This is a genomic window from Legionella lytica, assembly GCF_044626755.1.
Lineage (GTDB): Bacteria > Pseudomonadota > Gammaproteobacteria > Legionellales > Legionellaceae > Legionella > Legionella lytica_A.
Window position 1 is genome coordinate 93,547 of sequence record NZ_JBGORX010000004.1, and the last position, 19,576, is coordinate 113,122.

Sequence of the window (19,576 nt, forward strand, 5' to 3'; positions counted from 1 at the left end):
AGGTTTAAAGTACCTTTTCGTTCCATTGTTTTGTCACACCCCAAATCAAATTCCTTGGCTCTTTCGAGTTGGTATATTTTTTTTGGATGTACTTCTTCATTAAATCCAGTTTTTATTTGCAGTAAAAGCTATGGTTAGCCAACGTCTTGGGGAGTCTTCTCCAATAGCCAATGCGATTTCATTACGAATTTCATCCAAGGTTTCAATGCTTGAAATTGGAAAATTCAGGGGTAGCACTATATGTATTTCAATAAACTGTGCACGTCCTATTTTTGCAACGTAGCTTGTATAGGTTTTGAAATTACGCTGTTTTATAAGCTGCTCTAAAAAATCTCTTATTTTTTCATCAAGCTCCAAAGGGGCCATGCGAAATATGTCTCGCAGTGCATCTCGGACCGTGGCCATAGGCACAAAAATCAAACAAGCAGTAAGACTCGCCAAAATAAGGGGATCGATATAGGGGGTAAAATATCCGTAGACCCCACCATCCAATAACGCGGCGATACCAAACGCCAATAGGAGAGAGGAGGAGATCAATCCAGACATTAGCCAACTTTGAATGTCTAATCGTAAGAATTCGGACTTGATTTTTCGGTTTGTTTTAATCAAGTAAAAATACATGCCCGTGGATAAAAAAAAGACCAAAAGAGCAAACACAAATGCCCAATCAAAATTCAACTCATGCCCACCAGACATTAAACTACCTATGGCATTTATCATCGCATAAGCACAAAGTAGTATTAGAATACTACCATTTAAAACCAGAACCATAGGTTCAATATGCCAGTAACCGTATTGAAATCTCCGGTCCCCTGTTCTTGTTAAAAGACGGGCAACAAAAAGAGCCAAGGTTGACATAACGGTATCAACCATATTAAACATACCGTCAAAGACAATAGCCAATGAACCCGACAATAACCCAAATAAAATACCTACCACCGCTAAGATTAAGGTAACAGCTATTGATATTTTAAGCACTCGCCCTTCATGACGCTCCTCGTGTATTTGCATTTGAGTGATATCCTGATGTTAAATAATACTTATCTTTGTATATTATTGCTTCAAAAGTTCTGGGTAAATCCATAAGCTTGTATTCGTATGGTCCTTCACATAATAACAAATTCTTTTTCCTAATTATTGTGGTAAGCTTTTTTCGCTGGGTATAGACCAATCAGTTTATTTTACGCACATTAACGTTGTTTTCGTTTGATTCTGCACTTTGGCGGGAATAATGGAGCAATGCTTTTTTTGCTACAAACTCATAATCAATTCATCACTAGGAAACACATGTGTTCTATTCGATAATATGATTACTAACCACATTATACCATTGTTTTCTCAATGATGGGATATTGCACGCGTTGCTTGATATCAAGGTTCTGTTTTATGGCGACCACCGGAATTTCTTTATTTATTAGCTCATTTACCAAGACGATTACTCCTGCCGTACTTTGTCCTAAACGACTCAACTCAGTGACTATTAATGTTCCCCCCCATCCAAAACCTCAACCATTTCATTGATACGATGCTCTTTAATATTTTTCTACTGGATATTATCATCTGAATAAAATCATCAATTTTATTTTTCTTGGCGAATTCTCTATTGGAGTTTCCCCTATATAACCTGAGCACTTAGCCCGCTAAAGCCCTTCTGATAAATTATCTTGGTGCCATCATATTTAATTCTTTATGGGTGCATGTTCATTGTCGTCATCGAGCCCATTGGGTAACTGCAGCGCATCAAATGGATCGCTAAATGCAACATAATCTCTCTTAAACGTTTTGACGAATGCTTCAGCCATTTTATTACTTTCAGGGCTATAAGCGGGCGTGGTTCTCACATCAAAGCCAAATTGTCCGAGTAAATGCTACTGTTTCGCGAGCTGTATAACAAGATCTATTGTCACTAAGCCACTGTATTGGCTTTGCTAATACGCCTATTTTGCCCAAACGATATTCTATACTTTCAAGTAGCAAGTCTCTAATCGTTCTACCATCTATGCCGACAGTTGATGAAATGTAACTAATAACCTCTCGGTCACAGGTATCCATAGCAAAAGCAACATGAACTCTTGCTTCGTTAGCACACTGAATGGTAAGGCAATCACAGCACCCACCCGTATTACTTTTTAAAGTAATCACCTTACCGTCGTGCGCTCGTGTTGGCTTTTTCTTAGGAGCCAAAAGCAATAAATTATTGAGCTTTATAATGCGATATACACGTTTGTGGTTCACTTTTAACCTGCCTTCAGACTGCACTCGATGGTTGAGTAAAACAGTGACTCTTCGATAGCCATAGCTGCTGCGTTTGTCCGTGATTTCGCGAATATAAGGGAGCAGTTTATTGTCCTCGGTTTTAACGTAATGGTTCTTTCGTGGTTCCATTTTTTTAAGCCGTTCTATTAGCTTTATACGAGATACTTCTAGAGCACGGGCTATAGCTCTTATTCGAAATCGCTTATACCAAGCAAGGGTTGCCGCGAGATCAGTTTTTTCCCGGCCTAGCTTTACCGCTTCACTTTGGGGTACAACGGATTCTTCAGCCTTTACTCCAGTCTATGCACTGCTCTCCATTAATTTACGCCAATAAAATAATTGGCTAGGGGGTATTCCCTGTTTCCCGCAACGTAAGATACCGTTGCTCCTGAATGATAGCTCTCATGGACTATTTGTTGTTTCTCTAAGGGAGTCCAACGACGTCGATTACTACTTGAGTGGATTATTTCATTACATTCTAATGATGTCGATATAGTCCTATTACTAGTCGTTAATTATAGCTGGGTGAACCGGTTTAAAGGGGGGAGCACTACAAAACTGTCCTTTTTAAACATCCGAGGATTTCAGTCCATGAAAACAGCCACGCCACTATTAAGGCTTTGAAGTCATCCAATTGCGGCAATAAAGGATAGTGAAATAAATCCCACATGAATCCGTAAATTTTGTTATGAATCCTGCAAGAATGTTACTCTGTGATGAGTGATACCTACGCATAATCTAAGAACATTCAATAAAAAATTAAATCGCTCCGTTCCACTTGCTAAATCAGAAACTATAATCAATGACACCACTCCAAAAATCCCGGCGCTAATACTATCCGTAACTGGATAATCCGTAGATAAAAGAAACTTTCTCTTATTGAAAATAATAAAATGGGCTTAAGCACTCATGGAAAACACCAGGAATCTCTTTGCAGTCGCCGTGGGCCGATACACCAAACCAGACCAACCACGAAGAAACCAATTTCAATCATCCAAAGACATTTGGAAGGACGCAGCAACTGAGCTTCTTTGCACCTAAAATTCGGAAAATCTACTTATTGAAGATTCAAAAATTTAGTTGACGATCTCGGTAGTCAGGACAAACCAGTGCTATCGGAATAAACGCCTTTTAACAGAGCGTTACTATTTTCGAAAAAAACCTTGTCTGTGCCATTGCTCCCTAACTCCCCTCTTTGAGGCTTCATTTTCAATGCAATGCGCTCAACATAATGCCACGATATTATTCCATATAAAATACTTAAAATAAGAGTACTAATTATTAATAGTAATGAGTGAGTCTTATTGTTAGTTAAATAAATTAAAAGCTGCTGTATAGGGAAAGAAGAAAGGTACATTCCATATGAAAAATCACCATATTTACCCCAGTTGTTAAGTATAGGAGTTGTTGATAGCCCAAAATTAAGAGCTACATATGTAACCATTACAGCATAGAGGCACATTGTTAAAACAGGGGTGGTTGTTATATAAGGTAAAAATAAGCAAAGTATAATTAACAAAACAGAGACACTTTTTTTAAAAACAACTCTTATACGTTGAAATATAGCTCCAAGCATGAAATATATTATAACGTTTGATGCTTGTACCAGATCCGTAGCATAAATAACTGTCTGTTTTTCTATATAATAAGGATGCAAGCAAATAGTTAATGTGAATATGCAAAAAAGTAATATAAATAAAAAAATCGCCGATCTGCCCCGCGTTACTAAGCCAACAAAAGCCACGGTTACATAGCAAAAAAATTCGGGGGCAAGCGACCACAAAGAACCATTGACAGCATATTTATAAAAGTTATCGTTAAATACTCCAGGAAGATTATATGATGTATATAGAACACAATTCCGAAAATAATAAAAAAAATGGATATTTGTAGTATATTCCCTGAATGATAAACTAGTGACCAGGGGACCCAAAACCAGGGCGCTGAGAATAACTATGCAAATAAGTGCAGGAAAAATTCTAAGTGCTCTATTTGCGAGAAATATGGTTATTGACTGCTGTCGTTGCCAACTTGCAGAGATCAAATACCCACTTATTCCAAAAAAAATTTGAACCCCTAATACATGAATAGAAATACCTATAATAGTAGATGGTTGTAATCCGAGAAGTACTTGACCATGCCCGTAAATCACAAGTGCTGCAGCCATAAATCTAAGAAAATCTAAATTATTTTTTCGGTTCATCTTTTATTTTCTCTATACTTCGGATATAAATTTTTGCTGCATAACAACGAGAGGATAAGCATGATTAAAAGCCATATTTCTTTTTGCTATCAACTCGGGTTCTGCCGGGGTTCTATACATAGAGGTGACTTTATCGACGTATATAAATGGATTATTTTTTGAAAACTTAAGCCATAAGAGCCAATCTTCCAATATCTCCATATCTTCATTAAAACCTCCTAACTCACAAAATAATGTACGCTCAAATAACACAGATTGAATTGGCATATAATTATATTTTTTTAATACCTCATAATCAAAAGGCTGGTAATGTGCGACAGAAACCCTATAACTTAGTTCTTCATATCCATATGTTGAATCATCACTAATTTTTTTAGTTACAACTTCCCAAGCTAAAGAATAAGCACCCCGAGCCCCCATAGAGTCCTCAAGTAATGTAGCAAGAACTTCTATATGTTCTGAAAATAACAAGTCATCGTCATCCAGAAATAAACACCATCTACCAGTTGCATTTTTTAGACCAATGTTTCCTGCCGCAGAGCGACCTACTTTGGTTGAGCCTACGAATACAATTTTATGGTGTATCCGGTGTGATAAATTTTCCACCATTTCTCGCATGCAGTCCCCGCCATCTTGAACAATAATATGTTCTATGTTCGGCCATGTTTGATTTGCGACAGATAGGATAGCCTGCTTTATAAATAAATCACGTCCCGCATATGTCCGTGTAATAATTGATACCAATGGTGTCTGACTCCGCATTTCAGGTACTTTATAATAAGCACCATAACGACTGATGTCATAATCCCATTTTCTAAATGGGAATAAAGCACTGCTTTGACGACGATGATACAATGTGCTTGGTAACAGCTTTATCAAGCGCAATAAATTATATAAGTTTTGCTTGCATACGCTGGGAAATAGTTTCGGAGCTGCTATTAACTTTAAGGACATCCAGGGAATGGCAAGCAAGTCAGTGACTGTGCCATATTTTAAACGTATATATAAATTAGCAAATGTACTACCTGTATATTGTAATGGTTTAATTACATCAATGTCTTCATAACAGTAATGAGTTACCACTGCCTTCGGGCAGTATCGTAACATGAACCCTGCCCTGCGAAATCTGTAAGATAATTCTACATCTTCCCCATACATAAATATATTTTCGTCATATCCCCCAATAAGCTCAAAAGCACTCCGGCGCATTAATATGCAGGCATGAGAATTCCAATTGGTATAACCTGTTACAGGATCATAATATTTAGGATGTTCGTATGGTTTTTGTCGTAGCTCCCAGGTTACTGTTAATAGATCGTCTATGCACGCTTGGGATACCACATGAAATAATGCGTCTGGAGCGAAAACAAGATCAATATTAGTAATTAAACAATATGGAGACTTTCCTGCGCTTACCCCTATATTGTGTCCAAAACCGTATCCTTTATTTAACGATCTTATTAATTTTACTGAAAATCCATAGAAACGAAGTTTTTCAAACGCGGAGAGTAATTGTTTTACTGTATCATCCGTAGAATTGTTATCAACAAAATAAAGCGATATTTTTTTAGGTGGATAGGTAAGCGTTAATAGACTATTGATAAATGACGACACCCAACGGCTACTGTTATATGTTACAACTGAAATATCAATATCTGGTAGAGGTTCATTATTTATAATTTTCAAGGGAATTGAGTCTGTAATTTTGGATATATAGCCCTCTCTTAGCGCCACAATAGAAGATATAGCGAGAGAATTTTTGTTTCTTTGAGGACTTATTTTAATCAAAATAAATAATTTAGAGAGTAACTTATGAAGCCATGAATTATTATTTTCACTTACAGAATAGTGAAGGACAATTTTTTTGAAAAGATGCTTAATACCTCGATTAATATCACTCCAATTCCCTCTGCCTAAATGATAAAAAAAGCGAAGTATCTTAATATTTCTCATATTACTTACCCTTTTATCACAGAGTAATTATTTTTATTCCAAAAAAATCGTTTTAATTTTCTACAAACAGTTAAGATTTTATTATATAAATAAAATAGTGCTCTTGATACAGGGTTTCGTACATTATTTAAATTTTTTTCATCATATTCACGCTGCTTATTTTCAAGTTTAATCTTTATTTCTTCAAGTTCAGCTTGCAATGCCCCATTTTGTGATTTAATTTTGATTATTTCTTTTATTGAATCTGCCGGAATAATTTGGGGATATTTATAAAATTTTGCTATTATTTTAAGGCGGTCAGATTGCCACTGTTCTGGTGGATGCGTGTTAAAAGAATTATTACCAATTTTCCACTTTCTATAAATGGCTGTAATTGTTGAATTACTGCTAACACCACAAAACAAACCTGCTCTCATAGCTAAATCCCAGTCCTCACAAACAGCCAAACTTTCATCAAACTCAAAGTGAAAATCATGAAATATGCTGCGGGGAAAAGACCAGCTCATAAAAGGAGAATAGTTATTCTCTAAATGATCTAACAAATTGAATTGACTGGGATAAATATTTTTAATTTTTCCTATAGTTTTAAACTCAAGATCTTCATTTTTGCTGGGTTTAACAACTTCTTGAATATCTTGCTCAACACAAGTCGCTCGTAGTACCCGGCCGTAATCTTTGCGTGCGAGTATTTGAAAATTTTCCACCCAATTAGAAAAAACTACATCATCATCATCAAGAACACTAACATATTGGCCTTTTGCTACTTTAATAGCTCTATTTAATGGAGCAGCTCTTCCCTTGGCATCATTAATTAGTAAGAAACGGATTTTATTTTTCATGTCCTCACTTTGCTCAGAAATGATTTGCTCTATTTTAATCTGTTGTGGTAAGGATAATTTATGTCCCACTAACACTATTTCAAAATCTTGGTTACTTTGTGCTGATAAACAGAGAATGGCATCTCTTAGAGTAGAACATCTTAATCCTTGAGTTCTAATTATTATTGAAAGAAATACCTTATTTTCAACTGGAGGTTCTTTAAAGAGCTCCGAAAAATCTATTTCATGAAGATAAGCAGGAAGATAAGCTCTAACCAATTGGTAGGTATCATGATATGGATCTATTTTTTCTTTAATATTATTAATATATTGTGCAAAAATAGGTTGCTCGTGCAGCAATATATTGTCTTCTATAAACTGCTCTGTTTTGGTCATCTTAACATCATATTGATTTATTTGCCGCCACCCGCAATGCTTTGTTATTTTATTTAAAGTATCATTTGTATATAAAAAGACATGTGTATGATCTAAAAGGCCTGTATAAGTATAATCAAAGCGGCCTGTTAATAATTTTAATGAAATATCTTTGTGAGATGTATTAGGCACTGAAACTACTAAAATCGAATTAAATTTTTCTGCTACCTTATGAATTTCAGTTAACACTCTGACATTATTAATTAAATGTTCTAACGTATCAATGATAGATATAGATGCTAATTTTTGATTACCCAGTATATCTAGTAAATTTTTATACAAATTATCAGTGTCTAATAAGTCAACTTTATGGAACGGAAAACCTCTATCTTGTAGAGAGTGAGCTCCATCTAAATAATTATCCACCCCTATATACGTTAAACCAAATGCTTTTAAAGGTTCAGCAATGGCACCAAATCCAGCACCAATATCTAAATGCACTCCGTTACTTACCCCATGCTCCTTAATAAGGCTCACTACGTGTCCATAAACGTTCTGTTCAGAGTATTTATTATTATATTGTGCATTTGTCATATTTATTGATCTCAATTAGAATCGATGGTGAGCATAATAACCATTAATAAACTGTGCAATTTTATGGTTAGTATCAATTGATGGGACTAATCTCCCACTAGCAAGTCTTGCTTCATATTCTTTTAGCGCTTGCATACAGTGATTATCTCCACAATTCCTGAAATCATTACTAATTTTTTCTACTAAATCATGCCTGGAATATTTATGAGCTAACATCAATGCCGCTTCAGCGGAATAGTATCTTTCTGCATTAGTTGGGCTTAAAGAACCATCGTCCTCTAAACGTTTATCATGAAAGATAATCGCAGAAGTTTTAAAAATAACTTTAAAACCAGCCAATTTTACCCGCCATGAAAAATCAACATCGTCACAATATAGAAAAAATGATTCATGATCAAAACCATTAATTTGATGTGCAATTTCAGTTTTAGTTAAAATGCAGGCGGTGGACGCCCAAGAAGTTTCACCTGTAAGACTATCATAATCTTTTGGGTGCTCAATTGGGAGTTGTCTTGCTTCAACAATCCCAATTAAACTAGAAGAAAAGCCTCTCATTAGCTCTATTAATGTATTCGGTGCAACTATAATATCCGGATTAAGTATTACCAAGTACTCAGTGCATGCATTTTGCATTAGCAAATTATGGCCTTTAGCCGTACCCAAATTTTCATTAAAGAAGATACAAATAACTTTATCAATTCCTGATGAACTATTATTAATTAAGTACTCTAAATTATCATTTTCAAAAATTTTTGCTTGCGAGCAATCTCCATAAATAACTTCAACAAAATCAATCAAGTTTGCTTTTTTTAATAATTCGGCTGCGCGACCTATGCTGTTCAACGATGCTTGTATACTAGTTTCACTATTATTATATAATATACTTTGAATTCTTAATGTTCTTTTTTTATAGTCCATCATCTTTCAATTATCCAAGTGTTTCCATTAGCCTATCAGTGCGTTATCTTTCAATAAACCTTTGTGCTTTAATTGTTCCAAGCTTTCATTAAATTGATCTGCTGGAATCTCTTGCTTTATAACCCATTCAGAAAATTTTTTTAATCCCTCATCAAAGCTTACTTTAGGAGTAAAATTTAATAACTTTTTAAGCTTTTCGATATCTGCAAAATTATGTCTAATATCACCTAATCTATAACGATTGGTCACGTTAATTTCTATTTCTTTATTGTAAAGAGCGGCCAAACTTTCAGCGACGTGTTTAACGGTCACGGCAACACCTGTGCCCACATTTAAAACTTGATTAGCCGTTAAATCACTATCCATCACTAATGCTGTGGCAGCTACAACATCATCTATATAAATGAAATCTCTACTTTCCAAGCCGTCTTCAAATATTTCAATAGGATTACCATTCAAAATTCGTGTAGAAAAAACAGCTAAAATTCCTGTATAGGGATTAGATAAAGACTGGCCGGGGCCATAAACATTTTGATACCTAACAGCCACTGGCACTATGCCAAGAGTAGGCGCTATATTCATGATCATATTTTCTTGGACTAATTTTGTTAGTCCGTACACTGACGTAGGATATTTTTCGGAATCTTCGTCTGTTGGCCGTACCTTAAGCTCAGTTTTATCAATGTCGCAGACAGGATTAAATATCTTCTTTCGCATATTATGCTCCAATCTGGCCTTCGGATAAACAATGGATCCAATGTTATTTATGTACTTGCCTTCACCATAAACAGCTCGCGACGATGAAATTAGAATTTTTTTTACCGAATTTGGGGTATTCGCTAAAGAGTCTAATAAAATAGCGGTTGCCTGAACATTGGACTCAAAGTATCGAGCAATTTCATACATAGATTGCCCCGTACCAGTCTCGGCTGCTAAATGATATATTTCATCTTGATTAGTAAGTATTTCACTTAATAACTGGGCATCACCCACACTGCCATGTATAAATTTCACTTTATTTTTAATTGACTTAAATAAAGGAGATCGTTCGGGCTCTGCACCATGGATTTGCGGTGACAAAATGTCTAAGACAGTAACCGCATGCCCTTTATTTGCTAAAAATACAGCAAGATTAGAACCTATAAATCCAGCTCCTCCTGTAATTAATACGTTTTTTCTTGATGGTTTCATATAAGTTCTTCCCATATCAATAATAGAGGTCAGCTGATAGAGTGTAATTTTATTTCTCTCATTGGTACCCCAATTAAGCCCGAAGAAACACTACTCGACTCTGATTTGAATAACACAGCATCATGAATCCAATGATGTATTTCATGATTCTCTTGAGTTCCATTAGCAATTGCAACGGTAATGCTATATTCCCCAACAGGAAGCAGAGGCATGTTAAAATTAAAATGGGCATGCAATTCACCACCTTTTTGACAGGTTATCTGATTGAACTGATATGTCAAAAAAGTGTTATCCCCAAATAGAGCCTGGCCTAGTTGATCTTTCACAAAAAAACCAATTATTGGTGAGCTTAATTCTTTATGTGCTTTAACATTTATTTCAAGTATTACTGGCTCTCCACCTACAATCCAGCAGAGAGGTATTTTTTCCTCATTAAGTAAATTAACATCATAGATCTGAGCACCCATTTTTCCAAAAGAGGAGGCTGTTGGATCAAAAGTAAATATTTTTAAGTCATTACGTAGATTAGAGGAATTGATATATTGTAAACGTTGATCAGTAAATGTACGGGTAACAAGCAAGTTCTCTAGCACAGGCATAAAAGCAGCATTTTTTCCTTGCTGTGCTTCATAGAACGCTTCTAAATAAAGCTCACAAACTTCTTTTGGCGTTCCTTTTTCGATAATAAGACCTTTTTCAAGCCAAATAGCATGACTACATAGATTTTTAATACTATTGGTATCATGACTAACAAAAAGTACTGTCCCTTTTTTCATGAAAGTCCGTAAGAAACGCATGCATTTTTGCGTAAAAAATGCATCCCCTACCGCTAAAGCCTCATCAATAATCAAAATATCCGCATCTACATGCGCAATTACTGCAAAAGCCAATCTAACCATCATGCCACTAGAGTATGTTTTCACCGGTTGCTTGATAAACTCACCAATGTCAGCGAAGGCAACAATATCATTAAAGCGGTCATTTATTTCATCTTGCGTCAAACCTAGCACGGCAGCATTCATATAAACATTTTCTCGCCCGGTGAATTCAGGATTGAACCCTGAGCCTAGCTCTAATAGAGCGGCGATCCGACCCTGTGTTGCGATTTTGCCGTCAGTCGGGTTTAGTGTGCCACAAATCATTTGCAATAACGTTGATTTTCCGCTGCCATTGCGACCGATAATCCCAACCGTTTCCCCTTTTTTGATTTCAAAAGATACATCTTTTAGTGCCCAAAATTCACGACCATATTGTTTACGGCCACCCATGAACATTTGGAGTAAACGATCCCTCGGTTTATCATAAATACGATAGCATTTACTTAACTGGTCTACTTTGATCGCAATGTTAGAGGACATCAGCAAACCCCTTGCGTGTTTTTTGAAACCAAGCGAACCCTGACCATGCTAATAGTATTGAAAACGAGGTGTAAAGAAAATAAATCTTAAGTTGTGGAATATGACCCCAAAATAAAATGTCTCTTACATTTTCTATTACTGGCGTTAAGGGATTAAGTCTTATAACTGATTGATACTCTACGGGAAGTGAGGTAACTGGATAAAAAATAGGGGAAAGAAACATTAGTATAGTAATAACGATTCCAATGATTTGACCTACATCGCGTAGATAAACACCAATTGATGCTAACATCCAACTCAATCCCATGGTGATTAAAACAATAGGTAATATAGTTAAAGGAAAAAGCAATAATGTGCTATGTGGTAAACCAAACAATAGCATGTAAAATAAAAACCAAACAGAAAAACTCATCAGCATTTGAAATAAAGCTGTACCAAGAGAAACCCATGGTAAAATCTCTAAAGGAAACACAACTTTCTTAACATAATTCGCATGAGATAGGATTAATGTTGGCGAGCGGGAAATACACTCAGAGAATAAATTAAAGACAATAAGGCCTGCAAATAAAACAAGAGCAAATTCTGTTTTAGAATCGCTACCAACATTCCATCGGGCTTTAAACACAACGCTAAAAACAAAAGTGTAGATAGCCAGCATTAACACCGGCTGAAAAAACGACCAAAGCAGCCCTAACATGGATCCCCGGTAACGACTGCTCACATCTCGTTTAATTAATGTTGCAATTAATACGCGATTACGCCAAAAACTTGCGATCATCTCGTGTGGCGTAGAACTAAAAACCCTCATAATGTAAATACTCTAGCCTGATTAAAGGGCAGTCCTTTCTTATCTTTTAATGATAATAAAGGCGAACCCTTAATTGGCCAATCAATACCTAAAACTGGATCATCCCAAATGATGCATTGTTCATCATCTGGTGACCAAAAATCGGTTGTTTTGTAAAGTAGTTCAGCTGTATCTGACAACACAACAAATCCGTGTGCAAAACCTTCTGGAATCCAAAGTTGTTTAAAATTATCAGCGGATAAAATTTCCCCTACCCAATGACCAAATGTAGGAGAGCTTTGGCGTAGATCAACAGCCACATCAAAAACAGCTCCTGAAACAACCCGCACCAGCTTCCCTTGAGTTTTTTTGATTTGATAATGTAATCCGCGCACTACGTTTTTCATTGAACGAGAGTGATTGTCCTGTACAAAACGCACTGAACGGCCAATTGCTTCTTCAAAATGCCGTTGATTGAAACTTTCTAAAAAAAAGCCTCTGTCATCACCATATACTTTGGGTTCAAATACAATTACATCCTCAATAGGTAGTGGGGTTATGTTCATGCTAACACTAATGCCTCTTCCTTTAATAAGCTTATAAGATAGTGCCCATATTCATTTTTAAGTAAAGGCTGAGCCAGTCGCTCTAGCTGTTTTGCATCAATCCATTTTTTTCGATAAGCGATTTCTTCTAAACACGCTATTTTTAAACCTTGTCGACTTTGGATTTCACTCACGAACATGCTGGCTGCAAGGAGTGATTGGAAGGTGCCTGTATCAAACCACACCTGTCCTTTTCCAATAAGCTTAACATTTAATTTACCGTGCTCTAAATACCACCGATTTAAATCGCTAATTTCTAACTCTCCGCGTGCAGAGGGTTTGAGATCGTGGGCTAATCGAACTACATTTTGGTCATAGAAATAGAGACCCGTCACAGCATAGTTTGATTTTGGTTTATTAGGTTTCTCCTCCAAAGAAATCACTTTTCCCATAGCATCAAATTCGGCAACCCCATAACGCTCAGGATCATGAACATGATAGGCAAAAACGGTGGCCCCTACTGCTTGTTGCATTGCACTGGCATACAAATGAGATAGCTCGTGCCCATAGAAAATATTATCACCTAGGATTAATACACAAGGATCATCGTTAATAAAAGATTCGCCCAAAATAAAAGCTTGAGGTAAGCCTGCTGGGGTTGGCTGTATCACATACTCAAGGTTAATACCCCATTGTTCACCAGTACCTAATAATTGTTGATATAATGCCAGGTCCCTGGGAGTGGAAATAACCAAAATATCACGTATTCCAGCAAGCATTAAAGTACTTAATGGATAATACACCATAGGTTTATCAAACACAGGAAGAAGTTGTTTCGAAATCACTGTAGTGCTTGGATTTAACCGTGTACCCGCGCCACCTGCGAGTATTATTCCTTTACGCTTCATGCTAAAAAACTTATTTGCCTTAATTGTGTGATCATACGCTCCACATAAATCGCCCATTCTGGTAACACGATGTTTAGATTTGAAGACAAGAGCCTGTTATCTAACACTGAATTTTTGGTCCGTGCAGCTGGAAGCGGATAAGCTTCGCTCAATGTGGGATGTATTTTAGATGGTTCCAGTTTGAAGTCAATGCCTTGAATCAATGATAAATTGAGGATATAACATGCCAAGTCATACCAGGTGGTCATTCCGCTAGCAGTTAAATGGTAAATACCTGGCGATAATCGATCATGCGCTATTGCCATGATAGCAAGCAAAGTTACATCACTAATAAGCTCAGCTGAGGTAGGTGCGCCGTGCTGATCGTTAACGATGGAGAGAGAGTCACTTTTTTTGGCTAAATTTAAAATGGTTTTAATAAAATTATGTCCGTGTGATGAATAAACCCAACTTGTTCTAAATATGTATCCACGACAATCACTCCGCAAAATGGCCTGCTCTCCTGCTAATTTGGATGCACCATAAATATTAAGGGGATTAGCCGTGTCTGTTTCAAGATACGCCCCTTGTTTTGCGCCATCAAAGACATAATCCGTGGAATAGTGAATTAAAATCACGTCTTGCTGTCGAGCAAAATCCGCTAATATTGCTACGACCAGTTCATTGATTTGATAAGCGGTGGTTTTATCCGTTTCAGCTTTATCGACTGCAGTGTAAGCTGCAGCATTGACAATAAGTTGTGGCTTAACATGTTCTAATCTAAGCTTAAGCGCCCTAAGATCCATTAAGTCAAGCTCTGCTCTTCCTAATGCCGTAAGGTGGCCTAAAGGTAATAAAACGCGACACAGTTCACGCCCTACTTGACCATCTTTACCTAACAAAAGTACGTTCATACGCTCTGTTGCTCCAAATGGCGTCCTAAATACCATTGAACCGTTTTTTTAATCCCTGATTCAAATGTTTCCTGTGGCTTCCAATCCAATTCATGGGCTATTTTAGTTGCATCTATAGCATAACGTCGATCATGGCCTGCTCTATCAGTAACATAAGTGATTTGCCTATCGTAGGATAACTTGTCTTTACGTGGTGCCAACTCATCTAATAGCCTACAAATAATCTTAACCACATCAATGTTTGCTTTCTCGTTACATCCACCAATATTATAGACCTCACCTAAAGTACCTCGTGTTAATACGGAGCGAATAGCCGCACAATGATCACTGACGTACAACCAATCGCGAATTTGTTGACCATCTCCATAGATGGGTAACGGTTTACCTAAAAATGCGTTTTGAATGCAAAGTGGAATGAGTTTTTCTGGGTATTGATAAGGACCATAATTATTGGAGCAATTGGTGGTTAGCACTGGCAATCTATAAGTATGGTAATAGGCGCGGACTAAATGATCGGAAGCAGCTTTACTGGCTGAATACGGGCTGTTAGGTTCATAGCGATGTGTTTCGGTAAAAGCAGGAGCATCAGGTGTCAGCGAGCCGTAGACTTCATCTGTGGAAACATGCACAAAACGAAATTCGTCCTTATCTGTATTGCTTAATTGATTCCAATAAGTACGAGCAGCCTCCAATAATTGAAATGTTCCTATAATGTTCGTTTGTATAAAAGCTGCTGGGCCATGAATCGAGCGATCAACGTGACTTTCAGCCGCAAAATGAATGATCGCTCGAATATTGTATTCCTTAAGTAGGAAGCTCATTCGGTGTTGTTCATTAATATCAGCATTAATAAAGTAATGGCGTGAATCCGTCTTTAATGTTTCAAGATTGGCTAGATTACCAGCGTATGTTAATTTATCTACATTGACCACGGGCTCATTTTCAGAAGAAAGCCAATCTAATACAAAATTACTTCCAATAAACCCTGCGCCTCCCGTTACCAGAATTGTCATATATCCTTATCCATTTAAATTTTATTAAATAAAGTACCTATAAGCAAACCTAATTGGCCGAATAGGGTTTGCCGAAAGATTCCAAGTTGCATCAATTTTATAAGCCTCAAGATCACAGGGCTTCTTCTAGCCAATTGAAATTGCTCAAGAATTTTCTTGTTTTCAGGTGTTAATAAATGGGATACCGAAAATAGAACCTTATTGTTTAAGTCTATCCACTGCTTTAATTGTCCTTGAAACAGCCTTCGTACTCGATATATTCGTGCCATCCAATTGGAATTACTTCCCACAATATTTGCGTTATGTTGCCGGTAGTGAAGATTGGGTTGCGAGTCATAATATACCTCCCCTCCAGCTCCACTGATTAATAAATAAGCCCACCAGTCATGTGACACAACATTATAATGCTTTTTAGTTTGACGTAAAAGACATAGTGCTGCTCTATTAAACACCATAGTATTGCCGCCACCAATGTTCTGAACTAATGCATTTTTAAAAGCAGGTTTTTTTAAAAAAAGCGGTGAATAACCCATACTGATTGATTTGTCATTGATTAAATGTGTTCTTCCACAATAAAGAGCAGGAGTGTCTTCAGGAACTAGGTTAAGCCAATCAATTGCTCGTGTTAGTTTATTAGGATCCCAAATATCATCTTGATCAGAAAACGCGTAATAATCACTATTCATGCCTACTTTAGTGATAAGGAATAGAAAGTTAGTGGCAAATCCCTCACGTGGACCATTATTAATCTGAATTTTGTAGTGTTTAAGTATAGTCATTGTACGATCATTTGAGCCATCATCGGACGCAAATATATGCCAATGCTTATGAGTTTGCTGAATAATAGACTCTAGTTGCTCCTTCAAATAGGTCTCACCATTATAAGTTGCAAGAAGGATAGTGACATGCTGATTATGCATAGGAGAGCCCTCTCTTCATTAGTCGTTTGGAACTTTCAATTGCTGGCTGATTAAATGGGTTAATATTCCATATCACACTATGAACATAAATTTTATGTTCATAAAGAACTATCATGATTGTGAATGACGTTGAAGAAACAATAAAAAGTGTTGTTTCAGGATTTAATTTGCTTGTGACTTGACTAAATGCATTAGAATCAATATCAGAGATAAAATCATAAGATAAGGATAAGAATGCATATTTATTGACCACGTGAATACAAAAAAATGGTCCAAGTTGTAAGCCTTCTCCCAAAAATAAAGCTTCCATCAGGAATTCAAGTTGGGATTCTAATGCAAGCCGAATGAGTAGATTGAGTGTAATGTGTTGTGTGCTAAATTCCAATGTAATAGTACCACTTGATAATGCTTTAAAGTGATTTTTTTCATGCTGCACGAAACGATTCAATACCTGTTGCTCCAGGTTTTTCCATGGGTCTATCTGTGTCATGTTGCAAGTATCTCCTTTATTGACGAGATAGAATTTGGTTCTGTCGAAAATTTAGTTCAAGATGGCTTTATTGAGGACGTAGTTATTCTGCAGGCTCATAAAATTGTTTCCAAACAGGCCTATACACCTTATTGTGCAAGTGCCTTTTTAAGCATTCGATGCAACTCAATTCCAGAAATGGTTGCCTCAGCCGCCTCACATGGTTTAAAGCCTAAGCATGTATTTTGTTATACTTTTAATACCACAATAGTCCTGCTCTATCATATTATTCATGTATTTTATACGTCTTACTTCAATCAGTAAATGGGCGTTATCGGCACCGTCAGCTATGAACATTGGCTCTGTTTCAAGTAGTTCACACCCTAAAAAAATTCCTACTTATGTATTAAAAATTACGGTTCTCTTGAAAAAAATCGCCTTAAAAAGTATAGGTTGTAGACAGATCTTAACTGGGCACCGTCAACTATATTTTTGAATCTTCAAAAACGTTACATAACTGTAAAATGAACGTACGATGATGTACGTGTTTTCAGCATATTAGAAATTTAAATAAGAGATTGATGCATTTTGAAGGGGTATAGACATTCAAAGGGTGGTTTGAACTATGTTACCAATTTAAGGGACCCCAATCACTAGACTTGCAAAAAAACAAAGAGCTAGATTGCATTCTTATGTAAGATATTTACAAATCAATTTGAAAAACAGAGTGATTTCTTAATGAAAGCTGCTTAACTGCGGTGAACATTTTGGTTGACTATGTCATTCTTTCATGGATACCTCTGCGAGTCCCGAAGTTGTCTCACAAAGGTACCCCATCAATTGGACCATACGTTGCTCATTAATGGTTAAGCAAATAATTTAGTTTTATTTTTTAGCGAGATTAGACTCTTCAGCATCAAGGGCATTTGAAAACTTCTCGAGCTAGTTTTTATTGTTATCTAGCTCTGGATTAACTGGCATTTTTTACTTATTTGGCCTAAGCCCCAGAACTTACGTTGCAATAAATACCCCGTGGTTTGCCACGAGGAGCGAAATTACTTATATTTTTAATTTTTGAGAGTTATCTTCAATTAAATAAAAACCATTCTCTTTCTCTGCTGTACCAGGCTGAGATTCTTTATAGATTACATTAGGAGTAGACGATAATGTACAAAGATATAAGTGAAGAGCTACTAAACTAACTAACACTCCTGCTGCCGGAAGAGGATGTTCTTCACAATCAATCATTTGATTTAAAGAGCAAGCTATTCCAATGAGAGCCCCTTGAGCTCCAGCTTTTATCATTCCCCTATTATTATTTCCGAATTTAAAAAAATCAAACATATCGATACCTTTAGATTAAATAAGTATTATACTAATTTAAAACCAACATGTAAATTAATCAGTCAATCTTATTATGAATTGAAATGATCTAATGGAAGCTGAGGTCGTTTAATTACAGATCATGGCTCTCTTGCAAAAACGGAAACTATTAAATGTCCTATTAAAAAGTAGATCTAATCTCTAATAATTTAATTATTTTTAGAGATAGAATGGAGATTTAAAGCTTTTCACCAGTAATTTTAATACATAAGTGGGAATTATTTTTTTGAGTGTGAACTAATTTCGTTTTTGCAACAGAACCGAACAAACGAACTTGACTAGTTTAAAAAACGTTATGCAAGGCGCTGGCATTTGAATGAGACTTAGATTCGAGGGAAAGGTGAGTGGAAGTACTTATACTGAGCCATTGATGAGCAGGACAATACGATTGATTTTTATTTGTCTCATCGACGCAATGCTATTGCAGGCACACGCTTTCTGAAGAAACTGAACCAACGTGTGATATTAGTGTGATTAATACAGATAAAAATCCCAATATATAATCAAGCTATTCAGGAGTGAAAACAAGAATGCCATTAGCGCCAGATGTTTAACCTAGATGCATGGAGGCCGTAATGAAATTTCTTCATATTTATAGTTATTTGCAACAAAGCCTGAAATAGTGATAAAAATTAAGTTATTTTTGGCTTTATAGCTTATACTTTTACTTATTGTTTTTATTTTAACCGTCATGAAACCTCCAAAAATTGAAAAATACCCCTTTGTAGCTCAGTCTCATTTACTGAATGCTATTTGGGAGAATAGTCGGTTTGCCCATGATTGTTTTAAAGCAAGCCAAGTAATCGCTAAAATCATAACTAAAAGGCCTTCTTTTGAAGAGCTTTTAAGTATAATTGGGATTATTAGAAAACTATTAGACCCTAACATTTTAAAAAAGCCATCTACTTCATTAGAAAAAAAAGAGAATTACCGAGTTATTTGTACGAATCTATTGAAGCAGAAAATAATAAGTTAAGTTTCTACGAAAATTG

At 36.2% G+C, this 19,576-nt stretch carries 15 protein-coding genes and 3 pseudogenes; all 18 read right to left on the minus strand.

Annotation, left to right across the window (positions count from 1 at the left end; genetic code table 11):
- Positions 1-99: 99 nt before the first annotated feature.
- The 18 genes and pseudogenes from ACD661_RS11275 to ACD661_RS11360 all read right to left on the minus strand — a co-directional run bounded on the left by ACD661_RS11275 (position 100) and on the right by ACD661_RS11360 (position 18,545).
- Complete coding sequence (locus tag ACD661_RS11275) at positions 100-1,011, minus strand: cation diffusion facilitator family transporter (RefSeq protein WP_400187967.1); 912 nt, start codon at positions 1,009-1,011, stop codon at positions 100-102.
- Positions 1,012-1,322: 311 nt separating this feature from the next.
- Entirely contained in the window at positions 1,323-1,469 is a 147-nt protein-coding gene (locus ACD661_RS11280; RefSeq protein WP_400187968.1) for a hypothetical protein, read from the minus strand.
- 190 nt (positions 1,470-1,659) lie between these two features.
- Positions 1,660-2,750 (minus strand): annotated as a pseudogene (locus ACD661_RS11285) (transposase).
- 602 nt (positions 2,751-3,352) lie between these two features.
- The gene (locus ACD661_RS11290) at positions 3,353-4,459 is read right to left on the minus strand and encodes an acyltransferase family protein (RefSeq protein ID WP_400187969.1); all 1,107 of its coding nucleotides are present in this window, start codon (positions 4,457-4,459) and stop codon (positions 3,353-3,355) included.
- Positions 4,460-4,471: 12 nt separating this feature from the next.
- Entirely contained in the window at positions 4,472-6,412 is a 1,941-nt protein-coding gene (locus ACD661_RS11295) for a glycosyltransferase family 2 protein (protein WP_400187970.1), read from the minus strand.
- A 5-nt stretch (positions 6,413-6,417) separates the two neighbouring features.
- Positions 6,418-8,199 carry a class I SAM-dependent methyltransferase gene (locus ACD661_RS11300; protein ID WP_400187971.1) on the minus strand — a complete coding sequence of 594 codons (1,782 nt, stop codon included), beginning with the start codon at positions 8,197-8,199 and terminating at the stop codon, positions 6,418-6,420.
- Positions 8,200-8,214: 15 nt separating this feature from the next.
- The gene (locus ACD661_RS11305) at positions 8,215-9,120 is read right to left on the minus strand and encodes a glycosyltransferase family protein (RefSeq protein ID WP_400187972.1); all 906 of its coding nucleotides are present in this window, start codon (positions 9,118-9,120) and stop codon (positions 8,215-8,217) included.
- A 24-nt stretch (positions 9,121-9,144) separates the two neighbouring features.
- Positions 9,145-10,308 (minus strand): NAD-dependent epimerase/dehydratase family protein, encoded by a 1,164-nt coding sequence (locus tag ACD661_RS11310; RefSeq protein WP_400187973.1) that lies wholly within the window; start codon positions 10,306-10,308, stop codon positions 9,145-9,147.
- A 29-nt stretch (positions 10,309-10,337) separates the two neighbouring features.
- Positions 10,338-11,582 carry an ABC transporter ATP-binding protein gene (locus ACD661_RS11315; protein WP_400187974.1) on the minus strand — a complete coding sequence of 415 codons (1,245 nt, stop codon included), beginning with the start codon at positions 11,580-11,582 and terminating at the stop codon, positions 10,338-10,340.
- Positions 11,583-11,655: 73 nt separating this feature from the next.
- Entirely contained in the window at positions 11,656-12,474 is an 819-nt protein-coding gene (locus tag ACD661_RS11320; protein ID WP_400187975.1) for an ABC transporter permease, read from the minus strand.
- Entirely contained in the window at positions 12,471-13,019 is a 549-nt protein-coding gene (rfbC, locus tag ACD661_RS11325) for a dTDP-4-dehydrorhamnose 3,5-epimerase (protein WP_400187976.1), read from the minus strand. The genes ACD661_RS11320 and rfbC overlap by 4 nt, the downstream gene beginning before the upstream one ends.
- Positions 13,016-13,906, minus strand: a complete 891-nt coding sequence (gene rfbA, locus ACD661_RS11330; protein WP_400187977.1) for a glucose-1-phosphate thymidylyltransferase RfbA — start codon at positions 13,904-13,906, stop codon at positions 13,016-13,018. Before rfbA ends, rfbC begins: the two co-directional genes overlap by 4 nt.
- Positions 13,903-14,799: a dTDP-4-dehydrorhamnose reductase gene (rfbD, locus tag ACD661_RS11335; RefSeq protein WP_400187978.1), complete on the minus strand. Its 897-nt coding sequence runs from the start codon at positions 14,797-14,799 to the stop codon at positions 13,903-13,905. Before rfbD ends, rfbA begins: the two co-directional genes overlap by 4 nt.
- Positions 14,796-15,812: a dTDP-glucose 4,6-dehydratase gene (gene rfbB / locus ACD661_RS11340; RefSeq protein ID WP_400187979.1), complete on the minus strand. Its 1,017-nt coding sequence runs from the start codon at positions 15,810-15,812 to the stop codon at positions 14,796-14,798. The genes rfbD and rfbB overlap by 4 nt, the downstream gene beginning before the upstream one ends.
- Before the next feature lie 14 nt (positions 15,813-15,826).
- Positions 15,827-16,732 (minus strand): glycosyltransferase family 2 protein, encoded by a 906-nt coding sequence (locus tag ACD661_RS11345; RefSeq protein WP_400187980.1) that lies wholly within the window; start codon positions 16,730-16,732, stop codon positions 15,827-15,829.
- Positions 16,725-16,841 (minus strand): annotated as a pseudogene (locus ACD661_RS11350) (hypothetical protein); the annotation flags it as partial. The pseudogene ACD661_RS11350 and the gene ACD661_RS11345, both read right to left, overlap by 8 nt.
- A 21-nt stretch (positions 16,842-16,862) precedes the next feature.
- Positions 16,863-17,222 (minus strand): annotated as a pseudogene (locus ACD661_RS11355) (hypothetical protein); the annotation flags it as partial.
- 1,038 nt (positions 17,223-18,260) lie between these two features.
- On the minus strand, positions 18,261-18,545 hold the full coding sequence (locus tag ACD661_RS11360) for a hypothetical protein (protein WP_400187981.1): 285 nt from the start codon (positions 18,543-18,545) through the stop codon (positions 18,261-18,263).
- Positions 18,546-19,576: the final 1,031 nt, after the last annotated feature.

What these genes read in the sequence shown, in the direction of transcription:
- ACD661_RS11360 (WP_400187981.1), bottom strand. Translation starts at nt 18,545, where the DNA reads ATGTTTGATTTTTTTAAATTCGGAAATAATAATAGGGGAATGATAAAA.
- ACD661_RS11310 (WP_400187973.1), bottom strand. Translation starts at nt 10,308, where the DNA reads ATGAAACCATCAAGAAAAAACGTATTAATTACAGGAGGAGCTGGATTT.
- rfbC (WP_400187976.1), bottom strand. Translation starts at nt 13,019, where the DNA reads ATGAACATAACCCCACTACCTATTGAGGATGTAATTGTATTTGAACCC.
- ACD661_RS11275 (WP_400187967.1), bottom strand. Translation starts at nt 1,011, where the DNA reads ATGCAAATACACGAGGAGCGTCATGAAGGGCGAGTGCTTAAAATATCA.
- ACD661_RS11320 (WP_400187975.1), bottom strand. Translation starts at nt 12,474, where the DNA reads ATGAGGGTTTTTAGTTCTACGCCACACGAGATGATCGCAAGTTTTTGG.
- ACD661_RS11315 (WP_400187974.1), bottom strand. Translation starts at nt 11,582, where the DNA reads ATGTTCATGGGTGGCCGTAAACAATATGGTCGTGAATTTTGGGCACTA.
- rfbD (WP_400187978.1), bottom strand. Translation starts at nt 14,799, where the DNA reads ATGAACGTACTTTTGTTAGGTAAAGATGGTCAAGTAGGGCGTGAACTG.
- ACD661_RS11295 (WP_400187970.1), bottom strand. Translation starts at nt 6,412, where the DNA reads ATGAGAAATATTAAGATACTTCGCTTTTTTTATCATTTAGGCAGAGGG.
- rfbB (WP_400187979.1), bottom strand. Translation starts at nt 15,812, where the DNA reads ATGACAATTCTGGTAACGGGAGGCGCAGGGTTTATTGGAAGTAATTTT.
- ACD661_RS11290 (WP_400187969.1), bottom strand. Translation starts at nt 4,459, where the DNA reads ATGAACCGAAAAAATAATTTAGATTTTCTTAGATTTATGGCTGCAGCA.
- ACD661_RS11345 (WP_400187980.1), bottom strand. Translation starts at nt 16,732, where the DNA reads ATGCATAATCAGCATGTCACTATCCTTCTTGCAACTTATAATGGTGAG.
- ACD661_RS11300 (WP_400187971.1), bottom strand. Translation starts at nt 8,199, where the DNA reads ATGACAAATGCACAATATAATAATAAATACTCTGAACAGAACGTTTAT.
- rfbA (WP_400187977.1), bottom strand. Translation starts at nt 13,906, where the DNA reads ATGAAGCGTAAAGGAATAATACTCGCAGGTGGCGCGGGTACACGGTTA.
- ACD661_RS11305 (WP_400187972.1), bottom strand. Translation starts at nt 9,120, where the DNA reads ATGATGGACTATAAAAAAAGAACATTAAGAATTCAAAGTATATTATAT.